We start from the raw sequence: 25,351 nt of genomic DNA, 5'->3' as shown, positions 1-25,351 counted from the left end.
CGATCAGTCTTCAATCGCAACCAGGTGCCCGGGCGCGACTTCGCGGTAGCTCAGCACTGTTGGTTCCTGTCCGACGGGTCGCACGGGACTGGGAATCTCCCCTTCCATCAGGGTCCGTCCCCGATCCTTGCCCGGTTCGGCGCGCGGCACAGCGGCGAGAAGGCGGCGTGTGTAGGAGTGCATGGCATTCTCGAACACTTGCCGGCGGGAGCCGATTTCCACCACCTGGCCGAGGTAAAGCACCGCGACCCGATGTGCCATGCGCTCGACCACGGCCATGTCATGGCTAATGAACAGGTAGGCTAGGGAACGCTCTTCCTGCAGCGCCATCATCAGCTCGATAACCTGGGCCTGTACGGAGACGTCGAGAGCTGAAAGCGCCTCATCGGCAATGATCAGCTTAGGATCGCAGCTGAGTGCCCGAGCGATAGAAATACGCTGACGCTGGCCGCCCGAGAATTGGTGCGGATAGCGGCTGGCGACGCTCGGGTCGAGGTCGACCTTGACCAGAAGCTCGGCGACACGCGCCTGCAACGCTTTCTCGTCCTTGATCAGGCCATGGGTCCGGATCGGCTCGGCGATGGAGAAGCCAACGCTCTTGCGCGGATCGAGCGAAGCGAAGGGATCCTGAAAGATATACTGGATTTCCCGCTTTAGGCGCATGGCATCGGCGCCGGTCAGGTCGGCCACGGAACGGCCCTGATAAAAGATCTGTCCCGATGTGGCGGGCTGCAGGCCCTGCAGGGTGCGACCAATGGTGGATTTGCCCGAGCCGGATTCTCCCACCAGCGCAAGAGTCTCGCCCGGCCGGAGGTTGAGGCTGACATGTTCCACGGCGTGGACCCGATGCGTGACGCGGCCCAACAGCGTTTTGCCAACGTCGAATCGCACGGTGAGATCGCGGATTTCGGCGATGGCAGCGGCGGACAGTTCGGCTGTTTGGTGATCGCGATCCTCGCCGATCGTTCGGGGGATTTCACCATCCATTACCGTCAAAGCTAGGCGCCGCGGCAAGTCGCGGCCCGTCATCGCCCCTAAGCGCGGAACAGCGGCAAGAAGCGTTTTGGTATAGGGGTGCTGGGGATTGGCGAAGATTTCGGTTACAGCACCTTCTTCGACCTTCCGGCCCCGCCACATCACCACGACCCGGTCGGCGATCTCAGCGACCACGCCCATGTCGTGGGTGATGAAAACAACGGCCATGCCAAGTTCGCGCTGCAGATCGGCGAGAATGGCCAGAATTTGCGCCTGGATGGTCACGTCGAGCGCCGTGGTGGGCTCGTCGGCGATCAGCACCTTGGGTTGGCAGGCCAAGGCGATGGCGATCATGACGCGTTGCCGCATGCCCCCTGACAGCTGGTGGGGATAGCGGTCCAGCATGCTTTCGGCGTCGGCCAGGCGCACCAGCGACAGCAGGCGCACGGCTTCCGTGCGGGCCGCGCTCCGGCTGAGGCCGCGATGGAGCGTCAACACTTCGCTGATCTGATTGCCCACGGTATAAACGGGGTTCAGCGACGTCATTGGCTCCTGGAAGATCATCGCGATGTCATTGCCGCGAATGCGCCGCATATCGGCGTCGCTGGCCTGGGCGAGGTTCTGGGGGCCATTGCCGGCATCAAAGCGGATCTCGCCGCTCATGATGCGTCCATTGCCGTACTCGACCAAACGCATCACCGAAAGCGAGGTGACCGACTTGCCGGAGCCCGATTCCCCGACAATGGCGAGCGTTTCTCCAGGACTTACGCTGAAGGATAGATCATTGACGACGCGGTTGGCGCCAAAGTCGACCGAAAGGCCACTGACTTCCAGAATAGGGGAGCCGGTATTCGCCAGCATGGCGTCGTTTGTATTCATATCGTTGCGGCTGCCCGTGCTGCCTGGTCATAGGATCCCGATAAATGCCGCAGCACGCTGGCCATATGCGACAGCTCTTCCTGGGAAGGACCAGCAGAGGTGGCGCGCACCAAAAGCTCCTCCCGAATACGCGCATAGCGACCGCACAGCTCGATCCCGTTTTGAGAAATTCGCACTGTCTTTTCCTTGCCGGCCCGGCCGCCATGAACCAGGCCTGCGGCTTCGAGCTTGCGGATGGCATAGCTGGCGACATGCGTGTCGTTGATATCGAGCACGAGGCAAATATCGGCCAGTGTTTTCGGACGGTCGCCATGGCGGATGGAATGAAGGATCAGGATCTCCATAGCCGACAAACCCGGCTGACCTGCTGCGGTCATGCAGCGCACCATCCACCGCGAAAAGGCATGAAAGACCTGCGTCACCCCGAACTCCAGTTCCGAAAGCCCCGGCGATGAGCCCTCAGCCAGATGCTGGGAGGAAACAATTGGGCCAAAGGCTCTGTCGCCCTGTGCTGTCCGGGGCGGATGCGGTGTCGTCCGTGTGGACTTCGGTGAACCCGTCAAACTCGCGGTCCTTGCATGTCTGCTTGCCGGACCTGCAACATCTTATCTACGTCGTGTCAACAAAGTTGCATCTCTTTTCCGCACAAACGGCCCGTCCCCTGATTGCACTCAGCTATGTTGAGCTCATGCATGGTCAGGCTATAGTTGGGGGAGATCGAGCTCCACACAGCCCGTCCGGCTCTCGGCCTCGGGCTGCCATTCTTGATGCCGGCTTTGGGGCTAACGGCCAGGCAGTTGTGTAGCGGATCGCCCAACCCGTCCCTGTAAGCGACGTCTCGCTGGACTAGGAAGGCCTCGCAGGCCCTGGTCATCTTGCCGGAGGAATGTGCCACAGCCATAGTAAGCGGGCGAACAGATGTTTGCTCAATGGGACAACACTATAATGCGTAATTTGAAGTGCCTCGCCGTTTCTTGTCTTGCCCTTCTCGCAAGCTTGCCTGCTGCCAGTCTTGTCGCCGCCGAAGTTCGTCCGGGCGTGGAGTTTGCCGGTACGATCGAGTCCGAAGGATCGGCCCGCGCTCAGATGCAAGCGCTGATGCTTGACCTCGCTAGTTCGTGGGCCACCTGCGATACAGATCTGATGCGGGCGACCTTGGCGGAGGACGTGGACTTTTCCTATCCTACAAGCCGCGTCCTTGGCATTGATGCGGCGGTCGCCGATCTCGAACTGTTTTGCGGCCAAGCCGAGGATACGAGCTTCTTCCTGCCGGCCGACGCTTTCTACATTGATGCCGAAGCCAATCGGGTCGCCATGGAAATTCAGTTCCGCACCATCCAGCGCGGTAGCCGCCAGGTGGTCAACGATGTCTGGATCGCCACGGTTGTCGACGGTAAGGTCGCCGTGCTCAAGGAATATCTCGATGGGCGGGTCAAAAACCTGCAGGCGCAGGGCGTGCTTGAATACGAAGAATCGCCGGAGTTCCTGACCCCATGGCCGACTCGCACCGAGCAGTGGAAGGATTGCTTCCCCGTCCTCAAGGTCGAGCCCACCAATATGTGCCCGGCTCAATAGTTTTGAGCGCGCAGCTTGCCTTGCTGCGCGCCCAACCTGAATGCTTCGGTCTTGCCGCAGATCTTGTGCTCTGCGACGCAACGCAACATCATGACGTGGGCGTTCTATTGCTTCTTGTCCGCACGGATAGGGCGCCCGGTGGATTGCACTTCTACCGGCGCCTCACAACCATTAGAGCTGTTTGATCCCAACCCGAGTCGGTTCCTTGTCATGTCGTCATCTGGTGCGCAGCGCCTCAACCCGCTGCACCTGATCGCAGCCTTTGCAACCGGGGGTTTGCTGTCGCTCGCCGTGTTCATCAATGGCGAAGCGGGGCGTTATGGCGGGCCCATGTTTTCGTCCTGGCTTGCCCATGGCGTCGGCATGGTTGTTTCCGTAGCGGTGTTGGCGATCGTTTGGCGCCAACAACGCGCTTCAAGCCAAGCTGCGCAGGAAAAAGCGGGCAAGCACCCCTTTGGGCTTATCTCGGGGGCATCTTGGGCGCAGCGACCGTGATGCTGACCTCCACCGACGTCAATTCGCCGCTCGCCCTGGCGGGCACGCTGGCGCTGGGCCTGGTCGGTCAGGTGGTGCTTAGCCTAGCCGCCGACTTCTGGGGCTTGCTCGGCCTGCCGCGGCGACGCCTTGAGTGGCGCGATGCCGCTGCCGTGCTCCTGATCGGGGGCGGCAGCATGGTCATCATCCTGTTCGGACTGGGTGGCGCATGATTACGTCCAGCGTCTTCGCTTTCGTCGCGGGTCTGCTCGTGATCCTAAGCCGCCAGGTCAATGGACGGTTGTCCCTGTCCAGCACGCCGCTGATATCCTCCTTCTGGAATCACGGCGTCGGCTTTGTTTTCCTCAGTGCCATTGCCCTAGTGATCGGCGGGCTCATTCCCAGCAACCTTGCCGCTATTCCGTGGTGGGTTTTCACGGGTGGGGCGCTCGGGGTGGTGTTTGTCGCCTCCGGCTCCTGGCTCTTGCCACGTATCGGTGCCGTTAATTCGACGCTCCTCGTGATCGCCGGGCAGATGGTATGCGGCGTCATTTTCGACATGCTGCGCGGCGCACCGGTGACGCTGTGGGCGGCAAGCCTTGGCGTGGTGATGATCCTGGCGGGCATGGCGCTGACGCAAAGGCGGCGCTGATCGCTCCAGCCGCCTGCCGCGTCAGCTTCAGGCCTTGAGGACCACGACCTTGGTCTTGACCGGGGTCCGCTCATAAAGATGGACCATGTCCTGCGTCAGCAGGCCGATACAGCCGCTGGAAATGCCCTTGCCGATGGTTTCAGGCATGATCGTGCTGTAGATGGTGTAAAGCGTGTAGGTGCCGTTCTGATAAAGATAAAGCGTGCGCGCGCCTAGAGGATTGCCGAGGCCCGGGGGCATGCCGCCGGCATATTTGGCGACCTCGGGCTGGCGCGCGATCATTTCCCGGGGCGGCGTCCAGACCGGCCATTCGGCTTTGCGCCCGATATAGGCGTCCCCGCTCCACAAAAAGCCTTGGCGGCCGACATTGGCGCCATAACGCGTGGCATTGCCCTCGCCTTCGATGCGGTAGACGTAGTAATTGCGCGGATCGATGATGATCGTGCCAGGGGCTTCCGCCGTGTCGTAGCGCACGATGCGGCGCAGATATTTCGGGTTGATCTTGCCGACATTGACCGCCGGAACGGGGAAGCGTTCCTGGGGAAGGGGGCCATAGGCGAGCTTGGCTTCAGCCAGGCTCATATCGGTGCCCGAGCTGGCGCAGCCGGCAAGCCCCAGAGCGCCAAGACCGGCCGCAGCGCCCACCAGGAACCGGCGGCGGCTGAGCGAACATACCCCCGCTGCGGTGGTCATTTCACCGGCACCGGAAAATCCATCGTCCATGATGTTCCAACCTCCCCATGCCGGCCGCGGTGGTGTGTCCAACTGCATCCACCGGTCCGGCCGAGGCAGCTTGTTCTCATCGATGGCAGTTGGCAAGCATGGTCTTGCTCCTGCGGCCGAGCAGTTCACGATCCTTCGATGGTCCGGGCCCAAGTACTGGAAGGTAAGTAGCCCTGTTTCAGGGCAGGCTCTTCTTGATACTTCTGCCAGTCAACTAACCTTATAAGGCTGCGGTGGGGAATTGGGGCTCGCTACTGAGCGCACAAGGCCTGAAATGATCCATGGAGAATTCAGATTTCTCCAGCAGAGCGTTTAAGAGGGCGAAAGTAATGTGACCGTAACTACTTTGATAGTTTGATGTGCGGCAGAGATCCTTACGAAAGCGGCTGCCAGGTTGGCCGACTAACGTGTGCGTAAATCGGCATCCGCGTCATGAATAGACTTCAACACGGCAAAGAGCACAGCATAAGGCCAGTGGCGACGGTTTCGCTCTGTTTAGCTTTGGCGCTTGTGCTTGCCTTTGCCGTGGCCGCGTGGTGGGCAGTTCATAGAATAGACACCAGGGAACTGGTGGAAGAACAGCATTATATTGCCGCCGGAATTGCTGCTCGCAAAGAGCGCATCGCTATGGAGCAGGACAGCTCCGCTGCCGGAGACGATGCCGTCGTCAACCTACGGGCGGCGAACCAGACCTGGATCGCCCAGAATCTGGTCGAGTGGATGGGGACCTTCTTCAAGCACGATCGCGTCTACGTCATTGCGCCGGATAACCGCGTGGTGCGAGCCGCCAACGAGGGCGTGACGGCGGAACCCGAGGTCGACCCCCGTGACTTGCCAACCGTCGAAGCACTAACGCAGTTGCTTCGTCAGGAGATGGCCGCCGTTTCAGCAGCCATGAGCGACTCAACTGCCGCGATTACTGGCTTGGGACTGTCTGAAACCGCCCGCCTAACCGACGGGCAACTGGCGTTTGTGAGCATCAGGCCCGTTGTTCCAACAAGTCGCGCCGTAACCCAGACTCCAGGCAGTGAATTCCTGCATGTTTCAGTTGTCTTGCTAGGCTCGGGATTTCTCGACCAGCTCGGTCGGCAAGCGGGTTTGACTGACCTTCGGATCGGGGGACCCGGTAAGGGTAGCGGTACACTACCGCTGCTCAGCAATGCTGGCCGCATAGTTGGCTTTGTTGTTTGGACACCAATAAAACCGGCACTGGCATTGTTGAAGGATAGCGCCCCTGCCGCGCTGGGCTTGTTGCTGTTGGGCTCCGCCGGGATGGGCGGCTTGCTGGTGTGGCTGCGGCGAACCACGCTACAACTGGAGCAAAGCCAAGCCCAGATCGAGTTCCTGGCCTTCCACGATCCCTTGACCGGCATTGCCAACCGGGCCCTCTTTGAAGTTCGGCTGCAGGAGGCACTGCAGTATGAGTATCTGGCCAAGGCCAAAGTCGCGCTGGTTTGCATCGACCTCGACAAATTCAAGGAGATCAACGACACGCTCGGCCATGCAGCCGGTGACCAGCTTATCAAGCAGGTTGCGCGCCGCTTGTCTGCCACCCTCCCTGAAGGAGCGACGCTGACCCGTCTGGGGGGCGACGAATTCGCGCTCGTGCAGCCTGGCGTTGTCAGCGACGGACATGCGCGTTTCTTGTGTCAATCGATGCTGGACAGCTTCCACGATCCCTTTGTGCTTGGCGGCGAGGCGGTCAATGTCACGGCCAGCCTCGGTGTCGCCCTTGAAGCTGGGGACGCGGTATCCACCGCTGAAATGATGCGGTGTGCCGATGTGGCGCTTTATGCCGCCAAGGCTGCCGGCCGGAACTGCTTCAGGATCTACGATCTCTCGATGGACCAGTTGCGGCGGGAGAAGCGGATCTTGGAAGTCGACTTACGCAATGCCCTCCTCGGAGGAACCGAGCTCCATTTGCTTTATCAGCCCATTTACGGCGCACTGGGCGGGGAGATCGTCGGGGCCGAGGCCTTGGTGCGCTGGAACCATCCGGTGCGCGGCCCGCTGTCGCCCGACAGCTTCATAGGCGATGCCGAAGAGCGGGGTGTCATTCACGAGCTTGGCCTCTGGGTTTTGGCACAAGCCTGCGGCTTTGCAGCCAGGGCCGAGCTGCCCTGGATCGCGGTTAACGTGTCCCCCCTCCAGTTTGATGATCCCAGCCTCGCCGATCGCATCCTCGACGTTCTTTCCAGCCAGCATCTGCCGCCTGACAGGCTTGAACTGGAGATTACCGAAGGTATCCTGCTGAAAAATTCGCCAATGGTGCGCGATACGCTGGCAAAGCTGAGAACAGCCGGGATCAGAATTGCACTCGATGATTTCGGCACCGGATATTCCTCCATCAGCCATTTGCGGCACCACAGCGTCGACAAGCTCAAGATCGATCAATCGATTACCCGTGACCTCCTGCGGGATACGGCCACGAGCACGATTGTCCGTTCCATCATAGAAATGGCGCATGCCTTGGGCGTGAGCGTGACTGCTGAAGGTGTAGAAGACGACTTGCAGCTGCAACGGCTGAGGAACTTGGGCTGCGCCAGCTTCCAGGGCTATTTGCTGTCGCGGCCCATCCCAGGCGATCGGCTGATTGAGATAGTCGCATCAAGCAAGCAAGGGAACTTGCTGCAGAATCTGCGATGACGCGCGGGGCCGGGCACAAGCACGGTCCGCCCCCTAAGGGCAGAGAGTGCACCTTCAGCAGACCGTAGCGCTGTGCTGTGGACCGTGTGGGCACCGCATCTTTAGCTCGGCTTTACGTACCTAACCCCCAATTCACATCGAAACTTTACGCGCCCCGGGAGCATCTTCGCGCCGGTTCGTTCGTGGAGTTTCGAGATGTACCGGTACAACTGGTATCTGCATCGCCATTTCGGCGGTGCCGCGCAATGCGAGGGTGCGGCGCTTGGGCGGCGCGCGCGGATCACCCTGGTCGTGGTGGCCCTGCTTTACGCGATTGCAGTGGTCGGGGCCCTCGTCCTGCTGACCTGATCGGCCGCGCACCCCACCACCAGCCCCCATTTTGTTTCAAGGAGAACGACACACCATGTCGGCTCATGCGTTTTTCGCTCATTTTTCCACCTTTGCCCGCTTGCGCCGAGCGGGGGAAGCGGACCTGCCGCAATTGCGGGCCCTGAGCGAGCGAGCCTGTGGCGAAGGCAAGCACACCGCCCTCGATTGGCCCGAACTGCTGCAAGGGGAGGGTGCCTATGTGCTGGTGGCCACCGAATGCCACCTCGTGGTTGGCGTTGGCATCTTGGCGCACGGCTATAGCGCTGCAGAGGCCTCCCTCCCATTCCTGCTGGTGAGCCCCGATGTACGCTGCCGTGGCATTGGGCACCTCCTGCTCGAAACCCTCGTGGGCCGTGCCCGCTCCGAAGGCGGCGCCGTGCTTTATGCCGCTGTGCCCGAGCGCGCCGATGGCTTGGCGCGCCTTTATGCCGAGCACGGCTTTTTCGATCTGGGCTCGGGCGAATGGGCCTTCGGGCTCTGGAACGGTCATCAGTCCCGCTCTTATAGTGACATTGCCGTGCCCTGGCACGATCCGGTTGCCCCCGAAGAGTCGGCCGCCCAGTGCCTGCTGGTGGCCATGGGCGCATTGGAGCCTGCCATGCTGCTGACGCCGCGCGCCCGCCAGGTCGTGGCCCAGGAACTGAACTCGGAAGGCGCTGACTTGCCCGTGGCGCATGCCATGGCGCTTGCCGCGGCGCGGCGCCGTTATGTGGTCCGCATTGGGTTTCAAGCCACGGGCGCCTTGCCGGCGCCCGATCTCGCCGATCGGCTCATCGAGGAGCCCATGCCCGGCACGCCCGAAATGATCCTGGGCTATCTCGCACGCCGCCAGATCTGCATCATGCGCCTTCATCTGCCGCGCCTGGCGGCGGAAACCGAGCCGCGCTGGTATCTGGTGACCGGTTTCGACGGCTTTCTGTTCCGCCTCCATGACGTGACCGGGGACAGCCTCGCCAATCGGCGCAATGTGGTCACGGCCGCTGAAATGCGCCTGGCGCTGCAGGATTGCGAACCCGATGACGCCCTGATCCTTTCCAGGGTGGCGTGATGGCCTGGATGCTGTTTTGCCAGGCGCGGGCGCGGGTGGTTCATGGCGCCGCCCCGGTGCGACGGTCGCGGCGAGAGCGCGACCGGGAGGCCGAACGGGACGTGCTGCTGCTGGTAAGCGCGGTGGGACTGCCGTTCTGCAGCGGCCTTGTGGTCCTTGCCACCCTATTGTTTTGAGGCGCCTCCCGGCGCCTCTTTTCTTTATGGCGGCCTTATGCGGCATGACTGCTTTTCGTATGGAAACTTTACGCTCCGCGGGAGGAATGTCCGGGCCTCTCTTTCCGGAGGCTCGATATGTTCGACATCTTCTTTCTGGCCCTTGGCCTGGGGTTTTTTGCCCTGACTTATGCCCTGGCCCGGCTGCTGGCTCGCGTGTAGCGCCATGCTGTTCTTGCTCTGGGGCGCCGGCGCCCTCGCCATTGCCGTTTACATGGTTATCGCCCTGTTCCGGCCTGACAAACTTTAGCGGAAACTCACCAAAATGAACTGGCAAGGATGGGCGGAAATCGCCCTGACCCTTGGTCTCGCCCTCGCATTGGGCTGGCCATTGGGTATTTTCATGTCGCGCGTCTGGAACCGGGAAAGCACCTGGCTCGACCCCGTGCTCAAGCCCATCGAGCGCGGCTTTTACGCCGCTTGCGGCATCGACCCCAACCGCTCGCAGGGCTGGCTGGGCTATGGCGCTTCGCTGCTCGCTTTCAACCTCGTCGGCTTTCTGCTGCTTTATACGATGCTGCGCCTGCAGGGCGTGCTGCCGTTCAATCCGCAGGGCTTTGCCGGGGTGACTCCGGATCTCGCCTTCAACACGGCGGTCAGCTTTGTGTCCAACACCAATTGGCAAAGCTATGCCGGCGAAACCACGATGAGCCACTTCACCCAGATGGTGGGCCTGACCACGCAGAACTTCGTTTCTGCCGGCACCGGTGCTGCCATCGCTGCCGCGCTCGCTCGCGCTTTCGCGGGCAATAAGGAAGCCGGCATCGGCAATTTCTGGGCCGATCTGGTGCGCACCACGCTTTATGTGCTGCTGCCCCTGTCGCTGGTCTTTGCCGTGGGCCTCGTTGGCATCGGTGTGGTGCAAAATCTCGCGGCCGGTGTTTCGGCGACGACGCTTGAAGGCGCGAGCCAAACCATTTCGGTGGCGCCCACCGCTAGCCAACTCGCCATCAAGCAATTGGGCATCAATGGCGGCGGCATTTTCAACGCCAACTCAGCCCATCCCTTCGAGAACCCCAGCCCGCTCACCAATCTCCTGACCGCTGTAGCCATCAACGTACTGGGCTGGGCCGCATTCTTTGCCTTTGGCCGCACGGCCATTGCCCGCAAGGATATTCGCGCCCTCGCCACGGCCGCCATCATCATCCTGGCGGCCGGCGCCGCAGTGATCTACCACAGCGAAGCCCAACCCGCTCCCGCCCTTGTTGCCACCGGGATCGAGAACCCCCTCAACCTCGAGGGCAAGGAAACCCGCTTCGGCATCGCCAGCACGGCCGCCTGGGCGGCCCAAACCACCGGCGCCTCCAACGGCTCGGTCAACGGCATGCATGACAGCTTCTCGCCCCTGGGCGGCGGTATGGCCATGCTCTTGATGATGCTGGGTGAAATCCTGCCCGGCGGCATCGGCTCGGGCATTGCCATCATGGTCGTCATGGCCGTGCTCTCGGTGTTCGTGGCTGGCCTCATGGTCGGGCGCACGCCCGAATATCTGGGCAAGAAGATCGAGGCGCGCGAAATCCAGTTCGCCATGGTGGCGCTCCTGATCGTGCCACTCTCGACCCTGGGTTGGGCGGCGCTCACCGTGGTGTGGCCCGGCGGCTTGTCGAGCCTCTTCAACCCCGGTGCGCATGGCCTGAGCGAGCTGCTTTATGCCTATACCTCGGCCACGGCCAATAACGGCTCGGCCTTTGGCGGCATCTCGGCCAATGTGCCCTGGTGGAACACCACGCTGGGCCTGGCCATGCTGATGGGGCGCTTTATTCCCATCGTGGCGGTGCTTGCCATCGCCGGCAGCATTGCGGCCAAGCCCAAGCTGGCCCCCAGCGCCGGCACGCTGCCCACCAGCGGCACGCTGTTTATCGGCCTGCTGATCGGCATCATCATCATTCTGGGTGCCCTGCAGTATTTCCCTGCACTCGCCCTCGGCCCGATCGTCGAGCACCTCCAGGTGCTTGAGACGATTGGGGCCAATTAAGGTTTCTCATCATGACATCAGTGGATTTCAACACCGAGGCGTCGACCCCGAGGCGCCTGGCCAGCAGCTTTTCGCCGGCCATGCTCGGCCGGGCGGTGGGTGAGAGCTTCAGCAAGCTCGACCCCCGCAAGCTCTTCGGCAATCCGGTTATTCTCGCCACCGAACTGGTGGCGGTGCTGGCCAGCATTTCGGCGGTGGTGGCCTTTACCTCGGGCGGCAATGGCGGCTTTGCCACCGCCATCGCGCTTTGGCTCTGGGCCACGGTGCTATTTGCCAACTTCGCCGAAAGCGTCGCCGAAGGGCGCGGCAAGGCGGCGGCCGATAGCCTGCGCGCCACCCGCACCACCACCAAGGCCAAGCTGATCGTTGACGAAAAGCAGGGCCTGATCGTCCCCACGCCGGCCCATGAACTGGGCCTGGGGCAGATCATCCTCGTTGAGGCCGGTGACGTTATCCCCGTGGACGGCGAAATCATCGAGGGCATCGCTTCGGTCAACGAAGCGGCTATCACCGGTGAATCGGCTCCGGTGATCCGCGAGTCGGGCGGCGACCGCTCGGCCGTCACTGGCGGCACAACGGTTGTTTCGGACTGGATCAAGGTGCGCGTCACCGCCCAGCCCGGCTCCACTTTCCTTGATCGCATGATCGCCATGGTGGAAGGCGCTGATCGCCGCAAGACCCCCAACGAGATCGCGCTGGCCGTGCTTCTTGCCGGCCTCACCCTGATCTTCCTGATCGCCGTCGTGACCCTCCTGGGCTTTGCCGCCTATTCCGGCCTCGCGCTTGATCCCGTGGTGCTGGGCGCCCTTTTTGTCTGCCTGATCCCCACCACTATCGGCGGGCTCCTCTCGGCCGTGGGCATTGCCGGCATGGACCGGCTGCTCAAAGTCAATGTGCTGGCCACGTCCGGCCGCGGTGGAAGCGGCGGGCGATGTCGACACGCTCCTGCTCGACAAGACCGGCACCATCACCTTTGGCAACCGCATGGCCACCGAAGTGATCGCCTCGCCTGGCATTCGCGACGACCTGGCTTTCCAGGCCGCGGTGATGGCCTCGCTCGGCGATGAAACACCCGAGGGCCGCTCCATTGTGGAACTCGGGCGCAACAAGGGCGTCGTCACCGACGTGCCGGCCGGCGCCAATGTGATACCGTTCTCGGCTACCACCCGCCTTTCGGGCCTCGATGCCGGCGGCAAAAGCTGGCGTAAGGGCTCGGTGGACGCCATTTTGCGCTTCACCGGCAAAAGCGCGGCCGACACCCCGGCCGCCTTCCGCCAGGCGGTGGAACGCATTGCCCGCTCCGGCGGCACCCCGCTCGGGGTCGCCGAAGGCAGCAACCTCCTGGGCGTCATCCACCTCAAGGACGTGGTCAAACCCGGCGTGGCCGCCCGCTTTGCCGATCTGCGCAAAATGGGCCTACGCACGGTGATGATCACCGGCGACAACCCGGTCACCGCCGCCGCCATTGCCGCGGAAGCGGGCGTTGACGACTTCCTGGCCGAAGCCACCCCTGAGGACAAGCTGCGCTTGATCCGCGAAGAACAGGGCAAGGGCCGGCTCGTTGCCATGTGCGGCGACGGCGCCAATGACGCTCCAGCCCTCGCGCAGGCTGATGTGGGCGTGGCCATGCAGACCGGCGCCCAGGCGGCCCGTGAAGCGGGCAATATGGTGGATCTCGACAGCGATCCCACCAAGGTCATCGAGATCGTGGAAGTGGGCAAGCAGATGCTGATCACCCGCGGTGCGCTGACCACCTTCTCCATCGCCAACGACGTAGCCAAGTATTTCGCCATCATCCCGGCCCTGTTTGTCGGCGTGCTGCCCCAGCTGCAGGCCCTCAACGTCATGGCGCTGCAAAGCCCCGAAAGCGCCATTCTCTCGGCCGTGATCTTCAACGCGCTGGTGATCGTGGCGCTGATCCCGCTGGCCCTGCGTGGCGTCAAATACCGTGCCGTGGGCGCCGGAGCGCTCTTGTCGCGCAATCTCTTGATCTATGGCCTTGGCGGGCTGGTGGCGCCCTTTATCGGCATCAAGCTGATCGATCTGGTGCTCACCGCTGTCGGTCTGGCCTAGGAAAGGAACCAGGAAAATGCTGAACCAAGCCAGACCCGCCCTTGTCTCCATGCTGCTGTTTTCGCTGCTGCTGGGCGGCGCTTACCCCGCGGTGGTGACCGCCGCCGGTAGCGCGCTGTTCCCCGCCCAGGCCGAGGGCTCGCTGCTGCGCAACAATGAGGGCGTCGTGATCGGCTCGAGCCTGATCGGGCAAGTCACCACCGCGCCCCATTATCTGTGGCCCCGCCCATCGGCGGCCGGCAACGGCTATAATGCCGCCGGCTCCTCGGGCTCCAATCTGGGGCCGCTCAATCCCGCTCTCCTTGAGCGGGTGGCGAGCGATGCGGCGGCGGTGCGGGACTATGCCCCCGCCGGTGCCCCCGTACCGCCCGATGCGGTCACCACTTCGGGCTCGGGTCTCGACCCTGAGATTTCGCCCGAATTTGCCGACCTGCAGGCCGACCGCATTGCCGCAGCCCGCGGCATCGACGCCCAAGCGGTGCGCATGGTTATTGCCCAGAACACCGAAACCCCCTTGCTTGGCTTTATCGGCCAGCCCAGGGTCAATGTGTTGCTGACCAATCTGGCCCTCGACAGCGCCTATCCCCTGCCGGCGCCCACGGAGTAAACTCGCCTTGCAAGACTACCGACGCCCGGATCCCGAAGCTTTGCTCATCGCCGCGCAAAACGCGCATCGCGGCAAGCTCAAAGTGTTCCTGGGCATGGCCCCGGGCGTCGGCAAGACTTATGAAATGCTGCGCCAGGCCCGCCGCCGCAAGGCGGAGGGCCTCGACGTGGTGGTGGGCCTCGTGGAAACCCATGGCCGCAAAGAAACCGAGAGCCTCTTGCGCGGGCTCGAAGTTCTGCCGCGCCAACCCATCGACCATCGCGGCCGCACGCTCCTCGAATTTGACATCGACGCTTCGCTGGCTCGCCGGCCCGAACTGCTGATCGTTGATGAATATGCCCACACCAATGCCTCGGGCTCGCGCCATCCCAAGCGCTGGCAGGATGTGGAAGAACTGCTTTGCGCTGGCATCGATGTTTGGACGACGCTCAATGTCCAGCACCTCGAAAGCCTGGTGGATGTGGTGCTCAAGATCACGGGCGTGCGCCAGCGCGAAACTGTGCCCGACAGTGCCCTCTCGCGCGCCGACGATATCGAAGTGGTCGACATCACCCCGGCCGAGCTGCGCGAGCGCATGGCCGCCGGCAAGGTTTATGTGCCCGAAACCGCGCGCCTCGCCGCCGACAATTTCTTCAAGCCCGAAAACCTCACCGCCTTGCGTGAACTGGCGCTGCGCCGCGCCGCGCAAACCGTGGATGACCAACTCAATGCCGCCATGCGCGTCAAGGGGCTCGAAGGGCCTTGGGCCGCTGGCGATCGCATTCTGGTGCTGGTCGCCGATGATGCCATGGCGGGCGGCCTGGTCCGGCAGGGCCGGCGCCTCTCGGACACCATGAAGGACGCCCCCTGGATCGTCGCCCATATCTCGCGCGGCCGCCACGAAGACGGCGATGCCGGCACCACCTCGCGCCTGACCGATGCGCTCAAGCTCGCCGAACAGCTGGGCGCCACCACCGTCGTGCTCAATGGCGACAATCTGGTTGCTACAGCCCTGCAATATGCCGGCCAGAACAACGTCACCCAAATCGTGATCGGCAAGGGCCCCGATAGCCGCCTGCGCGAACTGTTGGGCCTGTCCTTGGCCGCCGAATTGCTGCGCGCCGCCCGGGGCGTTTCCATCCATGTGGTCACCGAGCCGGGGGAAAGTGCTCCGGCACAGCGGCGCTGGTGGTGGCTGCGCGGCCTGCGCCATAGCTGGCCCTCCCACCTTGTGGGCATGGTTTATGTGGCCGCGGCCACCGGCATTGCCCACCTGCTGGATCAGCGCTTCGAACGCGCCGATCTGGGTATGATCTATCTGGCCGCCATTCTCGCCGCCGCGATTCTTCATGGCTTGTGGCCGGGCCTTGTGGCCGCCGTTTTCGCCTTCTTGCTTTATAACCTCCTCTTCCTCAGCCCCCGCTACAGCTTTGCCATCGGCTCGCCCACGGACCTTCTGACCCTGCTGGTGTTCCTCGCCGTGGCCCTGGCCACCGGCATTCTCGCCGGCCGCTCACGCGATCGCACCCGAGATGCCCAGCGCCGGGCCGGCGATGTCGCCTCGCTCCTTGTCGCCAGCCGCGCCTTTTCGCGCGCGCCCACCCGCCTCGACGCGGCCAAGGCCTTGGTGGAGCAGACCACGGCAGTGACCGGGGCCAAATCGGTGGTGCTCTTGCCCCGGGGCGATGATCTGGAACTGGTGGCCGGCGCGCCCGATCTGGCCCAGCTCGGCGCCGGTGCCATGGCGGCCGCCCGTTGGTCCTGGGAACGGGGCGAGCTGGCAGGGCAGGGCACCGGCACGCTGCCGCAAACCAGCTGGACCTTCCGGCCCCTCCAGGGCGTCGCCAGCCGCACCGGCGTTCTGGGCGTGGAGGCCCAGGCGCCGCTGCCAGGCTCAGACCGCGAAAAACTCCTGACTGCGCTGGCCGATGGCGGCGGCGTGGCGCTGGAACGCGCCGATCTAGTGCTCCAATCGGTGGAAGCCGAAACCCTGCGCCGCTCCGACCGCTTCCGCACCGCGCTCCTCAACTCCGTCAGCCACGATTTGCGCACGCCGCTGTCGACAGTCCTGGGCGCGTCCTCGACGCTGATCGAGCTGGGCGACAAGCTCGAAGCCCCGGTCAAGCTCGACCTGCTCCACTCCATCCGCGAGGAGGCCGAGCGCCTCAATCATTATATCCGCAACCTCCTCGACATGACCCGGCTCGAGGGCAATGGCGTGACGCTCCGCCTCGAAGCCTGCGATGTTGAAGCCATTCTGCGGGCGGCCGCCGCCCGCCTCAGCCGGCGCTTGGGCGAGCATTCCATTTCCTATGATTTCCCCACGGCACTGCCCATGGTCATCGTCGATCCCGGTTTGCTGGAACAAGCCGTGGTCAATATCCTCGAAAACGCCATTGCCTATTCGCCCGACAACACCGAAATCAGCATCGCCGCCTATGAGGACCGCTCCAAGATCGTGATCAGCATCGAGGATGAGGGCCGCGGCATTCCCACCGCCGAGCTGGAGCGGGTGTTTGACAAGTTCCGGCGCCTTGAAGAGCCTACCGACCGCGGCAAGGGCGTTGGCCTTGGCCTTTCCATCACCAAGGGCTTTATCGAAGCCATGGGCGGCACCATTCAGGCCGCCAGCCCCATCCATGGCGATAAGGGCACCCGCATGCTGATCGGCCTCAACAAATCGCCGCAGGATCACTGGATCAAGCCATGACCGAAATCCGCAAACGCGTCCTCGTGATCGATGACGAGCCGCAGATGCATCGCTTTTTGGGTCCGGCACTTGAGGCGGCAGGCTATGCGCATCTGCGGGCAGATAACGGCGCGCAGGGCTTGCGCGAAATCGTGCTGCGCAGCCCCGATGTAGTGATCCTCGACCTTGGCCTGCCCGACATGGACGGCAAGGATGTGCTGGTGAAAGCCCGCACCTTCTACGATGGCCCGGTGATCATCCTTTCCGCGCGCGACAAGGAAGGCGAAAAGATCGAGGCCCTTGAAAAGGGTGCCAATGACTATGTGGAAAAGCCTTTCGGCATTGGTGAACTCCTGGCGCGTATTGGCGTCGCACTCCGGCAGCGAGGAGCGGTGCAGCCTTCGCAGGCCAAGGTGTCCTTTGGCGACATCGTGGTGGACCTCGATCTGCGCTATGTGACCCGCGCCGGCGAGCCGATCCGTCTGCCGCCCAAGGAATATGCCTTGCTGACCCGCCTTATCGCGGGGCAGCGCAAGGTGTTGACCCACAAGGAACTGCTGAGTGCAGTTTGGGGCGCTGCCCATGTCGAGGACACGCAATATCTGCGCGTGGCGATCGGCCAACTCAGGCAAAAATTGGAACGGGACCCGAGCCAGCCCGCGCATCTGATCACCGAACCCGGTATCGGCTACCGCCTGCTGCTGGATTGAGCGGCGCCGTCTGGCGCCAAACGGTGGCAGCGGGCAAGGTCTAGATGGGCGCCGCCCGCGGCTGTTTCTCCACCAGTTGCATCAGGGGCACTAGCAGATGCTCTTCAAAGGCGATGTGGCGGCGCAGGCCCTCGAAGAACCCGCGCAGCATGAAGCCTGCGGCTTCAGGCGAGACGCTGCGCCGTCCTTCCCCATAGGAATGCAGCATCTCCTGCACTTCCTCGGCGTAGAACAGGTCGAGCTGGTGTTCAAAGCGCAGCTGCTTGAGCGTTCCACCGAGTTCTGCCTGCAGCGGCTTGAGGGTAAGAAGCGCGGGAAAGATTTCGCCTTCCTCGAGTTCCTGGGCCTCAGCCAGAAGGGGGCCAAGCGCCCGGGCGAGGGCCAGGCATTTGTGCCGGTCGACATTGTTGGGCAGGCTGTCGGCCACCGTCTCGAGTTCGTCGCACATGGCGAGAAGCCGCCGATGCTGGGTGGAAAATCCTGCGGCGCGGTTATGGTCAGGCATGGGCGTTCTCCGCGATTGATGGGGTACGGCGCAGCGGCACGAGGCGGCCGGCCTTGAGGCTGAGCACGGTGTCAAAGCCGCTGGGTGGCAGGCTCGCATGGGTGATGACGATGACGGTGCGTCCGCCGGCAAGCTCAGGTAGGTCGGCGAGGAAGGCAGCTTCGGTTTCGCGATCGAGGCCGCTGGTCGGTTCGTCCAGCACGATCACATCGGCGCTTGAGAGGAGGGTGCGCGCGAGGCAAAGCCGGCGCGCCTGCCCGGCAGAAAGGCTCAGGCCCGCCTCGCCCAGATAGCTGTCGAGCCCGTCGGACAGGCCGGCGACGAGGCCGTCGAGCTTGACGGCGCGCAGCACCTCCCACAAAGCGGCGTCGCTCGCCTCGGGCGCACCGATGCACAGGTTCTCGCGCACGGTGTCGAGGAAAACAGGGGCATCCTGGCTCATCAGAGCCAAGCGCCGGTGCAACTCCGCAGCGCGGATGGCGCGCAGGTCAATCCCGTTGAGCTGCACCGCACCTGCCCGCGGATCGCAAAGACGCGCCAGCAGCTGGGCAATGGTCGACTTGCCGGCGCCGCTGGGCCCCACAATCGCCGCCACGCTGCCACTGGGGATAGTGAAGCTGACATCCTTGAGCACTGGCCGGTCGGCGTCATAGCCGAAGGTGACGTTCTCGAAGCGCAGCGTGCCACCAGCGGGCACGGCGACGGCCTTGGCGGCTTCGCGTATGCCGGGCGCTTCCTCGGCTAGATCGCGCAGCCGTTCGGCCGCAGCGGCAGCCGAGGCGAGCCGAGTGGCGCTGCGCACCAGCACCGCACAGGCTTCAAAGCTGGCGACCACCGCCAGCACGAGACCGGCAAGCAGGGGACCGTTCAGCACCCCGGCCTGCATGGCCGGAATGCCCGCCAGGAGCATGCCGATAATGGCGGCGCCTGTTGCCACCTGCACCGTAGCCGAAGCCAGTGCGCCATAAAGCCCCAGGCGCCGGCGCGCCCGGGCCAGCCGTTCGCCCGCAGCAGACGCCGCTTTGCTGGCCCGATCGGTTTGCCCGAAGAGGACCAGGTCCTGGTGGCAGTCGAGGCCATCCAGCACGGCCTGGCGCAGGGCTGCCGAAGCGCGCACGGCCTCCTCCCCGCTGCGGCGGGAAGCCAGGATCAGCATCACCGGTACGAGCACGGCCGCGGTGAAGAACGCCCCGGCATAAACAAGCCCAGCGGCACCGGACACGGCGCTCAAGCCCAGGCTCATGGCGAGACCCGTCAGCACGGCCGTGGTGATCGGTCCCAAGGTCACGAGGAAGGCAGTATCGAGTGCTTCCACATCGGCGGTGAGGTGGCTGACGAGGTCAGCCCGGCCATGGCGGCGACCCAGCGGCAGGATGGGAAAGAGCTTGCCAAAGAGCCAGTGACGGATGTCGCTGAGGAGGCGCAGCGTCGCGTCATGCCCCGCAAGCTTTTCGCCATAGCGCGACAGGATGCGGATAAAGGACAGCCCTCGGACCCCGGCTGAAGGCGCAAAGAGGTTGAAGGCTGCCCCGGCGGTGCTGATGGCGGCGGCGGTCAGGAACCAGCCGGACAGGCCCAGCAGCGCGATGCCCGCGGCAAGGGTCACGAGCGAGAGGAGCAGGGCGACAAGGAGGCGCCGACGTTGCCGCGCGAACAGCGGCGCGAAGTGCAGGAGCGCGTTCATGCGGCGCCTTTCCGGGAAACAAGAGCTGTGCGGGCAGGGTTGGGTGCGGCCAGGATGCTGCCGCCGGCAATGCGGAAGACCTTGTCCATCCGCTCGGCGACCGCATGGGAGTGGGTGGCGACAAGAAGCGTGCGCCCCACGGCAAAGTCGAGCAGCCCGTCGAGCACCTGGCTTTCGGTTTGCGCATCGAGATGGGCTGTAGGCTCATCGAGCAGGATCAGGGCGGGATCGCGCAGATAAATGCGGGCCAGAGCGAGCCGCTGCACTTCACCGCCCGAGAGCCCGAGGCCATTTTCGCCCACGAGGGTGTCGAGCCCAAGCGGCAGCGCATCGGTAAAGGCGGTCACCTTGGCCCGTTCGGCCGCCCGCCGCACGGCTGCATTGTCGGCGTCCGGGCACCCCAGCCGGATATTGTCGGCAACCGTGCCGGCGAAGATGCGCGGGCGCTGGCCCAGCATGGCCACACGCTGGCGCAGTTCACCCTCCGGCACCGCAGCGAGCGGGATGCCATCGAGCATCACCGTGCCCTCGAATGGGCGCAGGCGGGCAAAGGCTTCCAGCAGTGTCGACTTGCCAATGCCGCTCATCCCCAGGATCGCGTAATGCGCGCCGGCCGGAACCTTGAGGGCCGCCTCGGTGATGACCCTTTGCTCATCGGGCGAAGCGATGGTGAGGCTTTCCGCGTGCAGCGAGATGCTGCGATGTTGCGCTGGTGCATTCACAGGCACGGCCTGGGCTTCCGGCGCCGTGGTCAGCTCTGGCAGGTCGCCCAATTGCCGGGCGATCTCGCCGGCCGCTGCCTTGGCCGATGCCCGGTCATGGTAATGGGCGGCCATCAGGCGCAGCGGCTGGTAAACTTCGGGTGCCATGAGGAGGCAGAACAGCCCCGCCTGCAATGTCAGCTCGCTGCCGCGCAGGGAAACGAGGTCGAGAAAGGTCAGCCCGACATAAAGGGCGACACCGGCAACTCCGAGTGCGGCGAAGAATTCGAGCACCGCCGAGGACAAAAAGGCGATGCGCATGACCCGCATGCTGCGCAGCCGCAATTCCTCGCTGGCGTTGAAGATATCGTCGGTCTCAGCCGCTTCGCGCCCGAACAATTTGAGGGTCACCATGCCCCGCAGCCGGTCGGCGAAGCGGCCGGTCAGCCGGCTCAGCGCCTGCGCCTGGGCCTTGCCGGCGCTTTCGGCGCCCCAGCCTGCGAGGGCCATGAAGACCGGGATCAGCGGGGCGGTGAACAGGAACAGCAACGCCACGACCCAGTCGATGGGGAAGGCCACAATGGCAAAGGCCAGCGGCAGCACGGCAGCCTGCACCATGGCCGGCATGTAGCGCGCAAAAAATCCGTCCAGCGCCTCGACCTGCTCGACCAGAGCGGTGCTGAGCGCGCCTGAAGACTGCCGCGCGGTCCATACGGGTCCCCGCGCGAGCACGGTGTGCAACAGGTCGCGGCGCAGCCTGGCCTTGAGCCCCTCGCTCGCGCGCACCGAGATGATCTCGCTCAGGACGGCCAGTGCTGCGCGGGCGCCGATCAGCCCGCCGACAACGAGGATGGAAGGCACCAGCTGCGTCAGGCCAGCACCCTCGATCACCGCGCGATGGATCACATCGGCCAGCACCCAGGCTTGCGCCAGCAGCAGCGCGCCGCCCAGCAGCGGCAGTGCCAGCGCCAGAACGGCGGCGCTACCGGCTTGGCGGTAAAGCCGGGTGATCCACCGGCTGCGATCGCGTTCGGATAAGGGAGTGTCGGTCATTACGGGGCCTTCGAAAAGATGGGCTTATCTAGGTGCTCCGTGCCCCCGGCCGCCTTGATCTAGGTCAAGGTATTTTGGCCCCGCCGGTCCTATCGAGGCGCTCATGCCGGCAGGTGCCGGTTTGATTAGGGGCTTTTCGCATGATTGATATGACAGTCGTCGATCTGTCGCGCCTGCAGTTCGCGGCGACAGCGATGTACCACTTCATCTTCGTGCCGCTGACCCTGGGACTGTCGTTCCTCATGGCGATCATGGAGAGCGTCTATGTCATGACCCGCCGGCCGATCTGGCGGCAGATGACATTGTTCTGGGGCGTCTTGTTCGGCATCAACTTCGCCATGGGTGTCGCAACCGGCATCGTGATGGAATTTCAGTTCGGCATGAACTGGAGCTACTACAGCCATTATGTGGGGGACGTGTTCGGCGCCCCGCTCGCCATCGAGGGCCTGATGGCCTTCTTCCTCGAAGCAACCTTTATCGGCCTGTTCTTTTTCGGCTGGGATCGTCTCAAGCCGGTCACCCATCTGGTGGTCACCTGGCTCGTGGCCCTGGGCGCGAACTTCTCCGCGCTCTGGATCCTGATCGCCAATGGCTGGATGCAGAACCCGGTCGGGGCGCTCTTCAATCCCGACACCATGCGCATGGAAGTGGTCAACTTCGTCGAGGTGATCTTCAATCCGGTGGCGCAGGCCAAGTTCGTGCATACGGTTTCGGCCGGCTATGTCACCGGCTCGGTGTTCGTTCTGGGCGTAAGCGCCTTGTTCCTCCTCCAGGGCCGCCATGTGGAGCTCGCCAAGCGTTCGATGACGGTTGCCGCCTCGTTCGGTCTGGCCTCGGCCCTCTCGGTCGTGGTGCTGGGCGATGAGTCGGGCTACGTCGCCACCGAGCACCAGCAGATGAAGATTGCTGCCATGGAGCTCATGTATGAGACCGAACCGGCCCCTGCCGGGCTCAATCTCTTTGCCATTCCTGGAGCCGACAACCGCCCGGCCTTTACTGTCCAGCTGCCCTGGGTGCTGGGCCTGATCGCGACGCGCTCGCTCGATCGCGACCTGCCTGGCATCACCGAGCTGGTTGAGCATGCGGCGGTGCGCATCGCCAGTGGCGTTGAAGCCTATAAGGGGCTCGAGGGCATCCGGGCCAATCCCGAAGACAGTGCTGCCCGTGCCCTTTTCGAAGAACACCAGCGCGACCTCGGCTATGCACTGCTGCTCAAGCGGTATCGCGACGACGTCCAGAACGCCACGGGCGAGGAAATCACCCAGGCAGCCCTCGATACCGTGCCCGATGTCTGGCCGCTCTTCTGGAGCTTCCGCGTCATGGTCTTTGTGGGCATGTTCTACATCGTCTTTTTCGCGCTATGGTTCCTCAAGGCCAGCCAGCACCGGCTCCACACCAACCGTGTCCTGCTGTGGGCGGCCGTCCTGACCATCCCGCTGCCCTGGATCGCCATCGAAGCCGGCTGGATCATTGCCGAATATGGCCGCCAGCCTTGGGTGGTGGAGGGCGTGCTGCCCACCTTCTACGCGGCCTCGGGCCTCAACTGGTGGGACCTGGCCATCTCGCTGACCTTCTTCATGATCGTCTACACCGTCCTTTTCGTCATCATGACCTGGCTTATGGTGCGGGTGATCAAGGCGGGCCCTTCCGACAAGCTCGGGCTTGGCCTTCCCGAAGAGGATTTCACGGGTCGGCGCACGCCGCCTGCACCCAGCCCCAATGCGGAGATCGCAGCTTAAATGAGTGCTATTCCTCTCGACTACGAAGTGCTGCGCCTCATCTGGTGGGGTTTGCTTGGCACCCTGCTGATCGGTTTCGCTATCATGGGTGGCATGGATCTGGGCGTGGGTGCCCTGCTGCCCGCGGTGGGGCGCACCGATGAGGAGCGGCGCGTCCTCATCAATCTCATCGGCCCGACCTGGGAAGGCAACCAGGTCTGGCTCGTGCTGGGGGGCGGCGCGATCTTTGCCGCCTGGCCCACCCTTTATGCGGTGAGCTTTTCCGGCTTCTACATCGCGATGATTGCCATTCTGCTGGCGCTGATCCTGCGTCCGGTGGGCTTCAAGTTTCGCGGCAAGGTCAAGGATCCGCGCTGGCAAAAGGCCTGGGATTGGGGCCTCTTCCTCGGTGGCTTCGTGCCGGCGGTGGTGTTTGGCGTGGCCGTAGGCAACGTCTTTCTCGGCGCTCCCTTCGGTTTTGATGCCAATATGCGCATCAGCTATGCCGGCAACTTCTTTGGCCTACTGACGCCCTTTGCCCTCCTAGCGGGGATCGTCAGCCTTTGCATGCTCCTCACCCAGGGGGCGAGCTATATCGCCATGCGCACCGAAGGCATCACCGCCGAGCGGGCACGCCTTTATGGCCGCTGGGCCGCCCTCGCCACCATCATTCTCTTTGTGGTCGGCGGGATCGCGGCGCTGTTCTTGCTGAATGGCTATCGGGTCACGAGCATCCAGAACCTGGCCGGCCCCTCCAATCCGCTGGGCAAGACCGTTGTGGTCGAGCGTGGCGCCTGGGCGGCCAATTACAGCGCCTATCCCTGGATGATGATCGCTCCGGTTCTGGCCATTCTTGGCTCGGCCACGGCGTTTCTTGCCCTTGGCGCCCGGCGCAAGCTTGCCGCCTTTATCGGCTCGAGCCTTGCCATTTTCGGCATCATCAGCACGGCCGGATTGTCGCTGTTCCCGTTCCTGCTCCCGTCTTCGCTCGATCCCTCGATGAGCCTTACGGTTTGGGACAGCTCGTCGAGCCAGCTCACCTTGTTCCTGATGCTGGTGATGACGATCATCTTCCTGCCCATCATCCTTGGCTACACCAGCTGGGTCTTCAGCGTCATGCGCGGGCCTGTCACCACCGCCAGCCTTGGCCGCAATCCCAACGCTTACTAGGAGTTCAGTTCAATGTGGTACTTCGCCTGGATCCTCGGGGTAGGGCTCGCCTGCTCTTTCGCCATCCTCAATGCCATGTGGTACGAGATGCGCGACGATCGCTTCTGAGAGAGCGCTTGGCGGGACGTGCTTGCATGTCCCGCTTTTTCATTGTGGCCTCTACCCGCCGAACCTACCGAAGGGCAGTCCGCCCCTGGCTTCAATGCCCCTCATTCGGTCGTCCAGGCCATCTTCGATTCCTGATTGCTACCGGTCCGCTTAGCTTGCTACCATAGCTTGCCTGAAGTCCATGTCAGATGCCTGCTCGTGGAGGCTCGCAATGGATCGCTTATCCCATCGGACTGGCGTCACCTGGAAGTGGCGGGTGGCATTTGCGTGCACTGCCTTCGCGGTGCTCTTGCTCCCGGCCGTAGCCACGCAAGTGTCTGGCGAAGTGAACTGGGGCGCCGAGGATTTCTTTGCAGCAGCGGGCCTATTGGCGGCAGCTTCGGCTGCAATCGAAGTTCTTTTCAGAGCGGTTCAAACTGTCCGCGCACGATTAATGGGCACAAGCTTAGCGCTCATTGCTCTTCTTGCCATCTGGGCACAACTGGCCGTCGGCATCTTCTAGCTCTCCAAACCTCTCACCCCCTGGGATCGTGACCTCCATCGAGCGAGCCATCGATGTCGATGGCAATCGCGCCGGCCTGTCCTGATAGTGGGCTCAACACGGGGATCGGCGCCACTTCGTGGCCGCGCCTTGCGAGTTCTTGGTGAACTGATGGTGGGAACTGACCTTCAAGTTTAAGCGTGTCGCGGCTGTCCGAAAATGTCCGTCCCAGCAAGAACCTCCCCCCCGCCAACGCTTCGGCTGGCCGTCTGCCGTAATCAATGAGGCGCGTGAGCAGCATGGCGAGCGTTTGCGGCTGCCCGTCCGCCCCTTGGGTCCCAT

General features: G+C 63.5%; 21 protein-coding genes and 2 pseudogenes. 16 read left to right on the top strand and 7 right to left on the bottom strand.

Annotated elements, in window-relative coordinates; genetic code table 11:
• Positions 1-3: 3 nt before the first annotated feature.
• Positions 4-1,854: an ABC transporter ATP-binding protein gene (locus HRU92_RS18545; protein ID WP_248307254.1), complete on the bottom strand. Its 1,851-nt coding sequence runs from the start codon at positions 1,852-1,854 to the stop codon at positions 4-6.
• On the bottom strand, positions 1,851-2,339 hold the full coding sequence (locus HRU92_RS18540; protein WP_349236756.1) for a winged helix DNA-binding protein: 489 nt from the start codon (positions 2,337-2,339) through the stop codon (positions 1,851-1,853). The genes HRU92_RS18545 and HRU92_RS18540 overlap by 4 nt, the downstream gene beginning before the upstream one ends.
• A 460-nt stretch (positions 2,340-2,799) precedes the next feature.
• Between HRU92_RS18540 and HRU92_RS18535 the strand changes: the two genes are divergently transcribed.
• The 3 genes and pseudogenes from HRU92_RS18535 (at position 2,800) to HRU92_RS18525 (ending at position 4,555) form a co-directional block, all read left to right on the top strand.
• Entirely contained in the window at positions 2,800-3,429 is a 630-nt protein-coding gene (locus tag HRU92_RS18535; RefSeq protein WP_206524648.1) for a nuclear transport factor 2 family protein, read from the top strand.
• 210 nt (positions 3,430-3,639) lie between these two features.
• Positions 3,640-4,136 (top strand): annotated as a pseudogene (locus HRU92_RS18530) (DMT family transporter).
• A complete protein-coding gene (locus HRU92_RS18525; RefSeq protein ID WP_127754412.1) occupies positions 4,133-4,555 on the top strand; it encodes a DMT family transporter in 423 nt (140 codons plus the stop codon). The pseudogene HRU92_RS18530 and the gene HRU92_RS18525 overlap by 4 nt, the downstream one beginning before the upstream one ends.
• Before the next feature lie 27 nt (positions 4,556-4,582).
• On the opposite strand, the gene HRU92_RS18520 is transcribed toward HRU92_RS18525, so the two are convergent.
• Entirely contained in the window at positions 4,583-5,278 is a 696-nt protein-coding gene (locus HRU92_RS18520; RefSeq protein WP_172125804.1) for a L,D-transpeptidase, read from the bottom strand.
• A 432-nt stretch (positions 5,279-5,710) separates the two neighbouring features.
• Between HRU92_RS18520 and HRU92_RS18515 the strand changes: the two genes are divergently transcribed.
• The 9 genes and pseudogenes from HRU92_RS18515 (at position 5,711) to HRU92_RS18475 (ending at position 17,589) form a co-directional block, all read left to right on the top strand.
• The gene (locus tag HRU92_RS18515) at positions 5,711-7,924 is read left to right on the top strand and encodes an EAL domain-containing protein (RefSeq protein ID WP_172125806.1); all 2,214 of its coding nucleotides are present in this window, start codon (positions 5,711-5,713) and stop codon (positions 7,922-7,924) included.
• A gap of 195 nt (positions 7,925-8,119) precedes the next feature.
• Complete coding sequence (locus tag HRU92_RS18510) at positions 8,120-8,272, top strand: hypothetical protein (protein WP_172125808.1); 153 nt, start codon at positions 8,120-8,122, stop codon at positions 8,270-8,272.
• Positions 8,273-8,327: 55 nt separating this feature from the next.
• Positions 8,328-9,341, top strand: a complete 1,014-nt coding sequence (locus tag HRU92_RS18505; RefSeq protein WP_173088882.1) for a GNAT family N-acetyltransferase — start codon at positions 8,328-8,330, stop codon at positions 9,339-9,341.
• Positions 9,341-9,517 (top strand): hypothetical protein, encoded by a 177-nt coding sequence (locus HRU92_RS18500; protein ID WP_172125812.1) that lies wholly within the window; start codon positions 9,341-9,343, stop codon positions 9,515-9,517. Before HRU92_RS18505 ends, HRU92_RS18500 begins: the two co-directional genes overlap by 1 nt.
• 304 nt (positions 9,518-9,821) lie before the next feature.
• A complete protein-coding gene (gene kdpA / locus HRU92_RS18495) occupies positions 9,822-11,531 on the top strand; it encodes a potassium-transporting ATPase subunit KdpA (protein ID WP_173088881.1) in 1,710 nt (569 codons plus the stop codon).
• Between the two features lie 80 nt (positions 11,532-11,611).
• Positions 11,612-13,604: pseudogene (gene kdpB / locus HRU92_RS18490) on the top strand (potassium-transporting ATPase subunit KdpB).
• A gap of 16 nt (positions 13,605-13,620) precedes the next feature.
• Positions 13,621-14,211: a potassium-transporting ATPase subunit KdpC gene (kdpC, locus tag HRU92_RS18485; protein ID WP_172125818.1), complete on the top strand. Its 591-nt coding sequence runs from the start codon at positions 13,621-13,623 to the stop codon at positions 14,209-14,211.
• Between the two features lie 7 nt (positions 14,212-14,218).
• Positions 14,219-16,900, top strand: a complete 2,682-nt coding sequence (locus tag HRU92_RS18480; RefSeq protein ID WP_248307253.1) for a sensor histidine kinase KdpD — start codon at positions 14,219-14,221, stop codon at positions 16,898-16,900.
• Positions 16,897-17,589 carry a response regulator gene (locus HRU92_RS18475; RefSeq protein ID WP_127754404.1) on the top strand — a complete coding sequence of 231 codons (693 nt, stop codon included), beginning with the start codon at positions 16,897-16,899 and terminating at the stop codon, positions 17,587-17,589. Before HRU92_RS18480 ends, HRU92_RS18475 begins: the two co-directional genes overlap by 4 nt.
• 40 nt (positions 17,590-17,629) lie before the next feature.
• Here the strand turns inward: HRU92_RS18475 and HRU92_RS18470 are convergent, their stop codons facing one another.
• From HRU92_RS18470 to cydD, 3 genes are read right to left on the bottom strand one after another with little or no spacing between them, the layout of a single operon-like run.
• Positions 17,630-18,094, bottom strand: coding sequence for a hemerythrin domain-containing protein (locus HRU92_RS18470; protein WP_172125820.1), 465 nt, complete (start codon positions 18,092-18,094; stop codon positions 17,630-17,632).
• A complete protein-coding gene (gene cydC / locus HRU92_RS18465; protein WP_173088880.1) occupies positions 18,087-19,778 on the bottom strand; it encodes a thiol reductant ABC exporter subunit CydC in 1,692 nt (563 codons plus the stop codon). The genes HRU92_RS18470 and cydC overlap by 8 nt, the downstream gene beginning before the upstream one ends.
• Complete coding sequence (gene cydD / locus HRU92_RS18460) at positions 19,775-21,532, bottom strand: thiol reductant ABC exporter subunit CydD (protein ID WP_172125824.1); 1,758 nt, start codon at positions 21,530-21,532, stop codon at positions 19,775-19,777. Before cydD ends, cydC begins: the two co-directional genes overlap by 4 nt.
• A 140-nt stretch (positions 21,533-21,672) precedes the next feature.
• On the opposite strand from cydD, the gene HRU92_RS18455 reads away from it, so the two are divergent.
• From HRU92_RS18455 to HRU92_RS18440, 4 genes are all read left to right on the top strand, one after another.
• The gene (locus tag HRU92_RS18455) at positions 21,673-23,271 is read left to right on the top strand and encodes a cytochrome ubiquinol oxidase subunit I (RefSeq protein WP_127754400.1); all 1,599 of its coding nucleotides are present in this window, start codon (positions 21,673-21,675) and stop codon (positions 23,269-23,271) included.
• Positions 23,272-24,420: a cytochrome d ubiquinol oxidase subunit II gene (cydB, locus tag HRU92_RS18450; RefSeq protein WP_172125826.1), complete on the top strand. Its 1,149-nt coding sequence runs from the start codon at positions 23,272-23,274 to the stop codon at positions 24,418-24,420. It begins immediately after the preceding gene.
• A gap of 12 nt (positions 24,421-24,432) precedes the next feature.
• Positions 24,433-24,528 carry a cytochrome bd-I oxidase subunit CydX gene (gene cydX / locus HRU92_RS18445; protein ID WP_127754398.1) on the top strand — a complete coding sequence of 32 codons (96 nt, stop codon included), beginning with the start codon at positions 24,433-24,435 and terminating at the stop codon, positions 24,526-24,528.
• 211 nt (positions 24,529-24,739) lie between these two features.
• Positions 24,740-25,030, top strand: coding sequence for a hypothetical protein (locus HRU92_RS18440; protein WP_172125828.1), 291 nt, complete (start codon positions 24,740-24,742; stop codon positions 25,028-25,030).
• A gap of 13 nt (positions 25,031-25,043) precedes the next feature.
• Here HRU92_RS18440 and HRU92_RS18435 read toward each other — a convergent pair.
• Positions 25,044-25,351: gamma-glutamyltransferase (locus HRU92_RS18435; protein WP_172125830.1), on the bottom strand; the 308-nt coding region annotated here is incomplete at its 5' end.

Origin of the sequence: Devosia sp. 1635 (assembly GCF_013185955.1) — a bacterium.
Taxonomy (GTDB): Bacteria; Pseudomonadota; Alphaproteobacteria; order Rhizobiales; family Devosiaceae; genus Devosia.
This window is presented reverse-complemented; position numbering and strand designations above follow the sequence as displayed.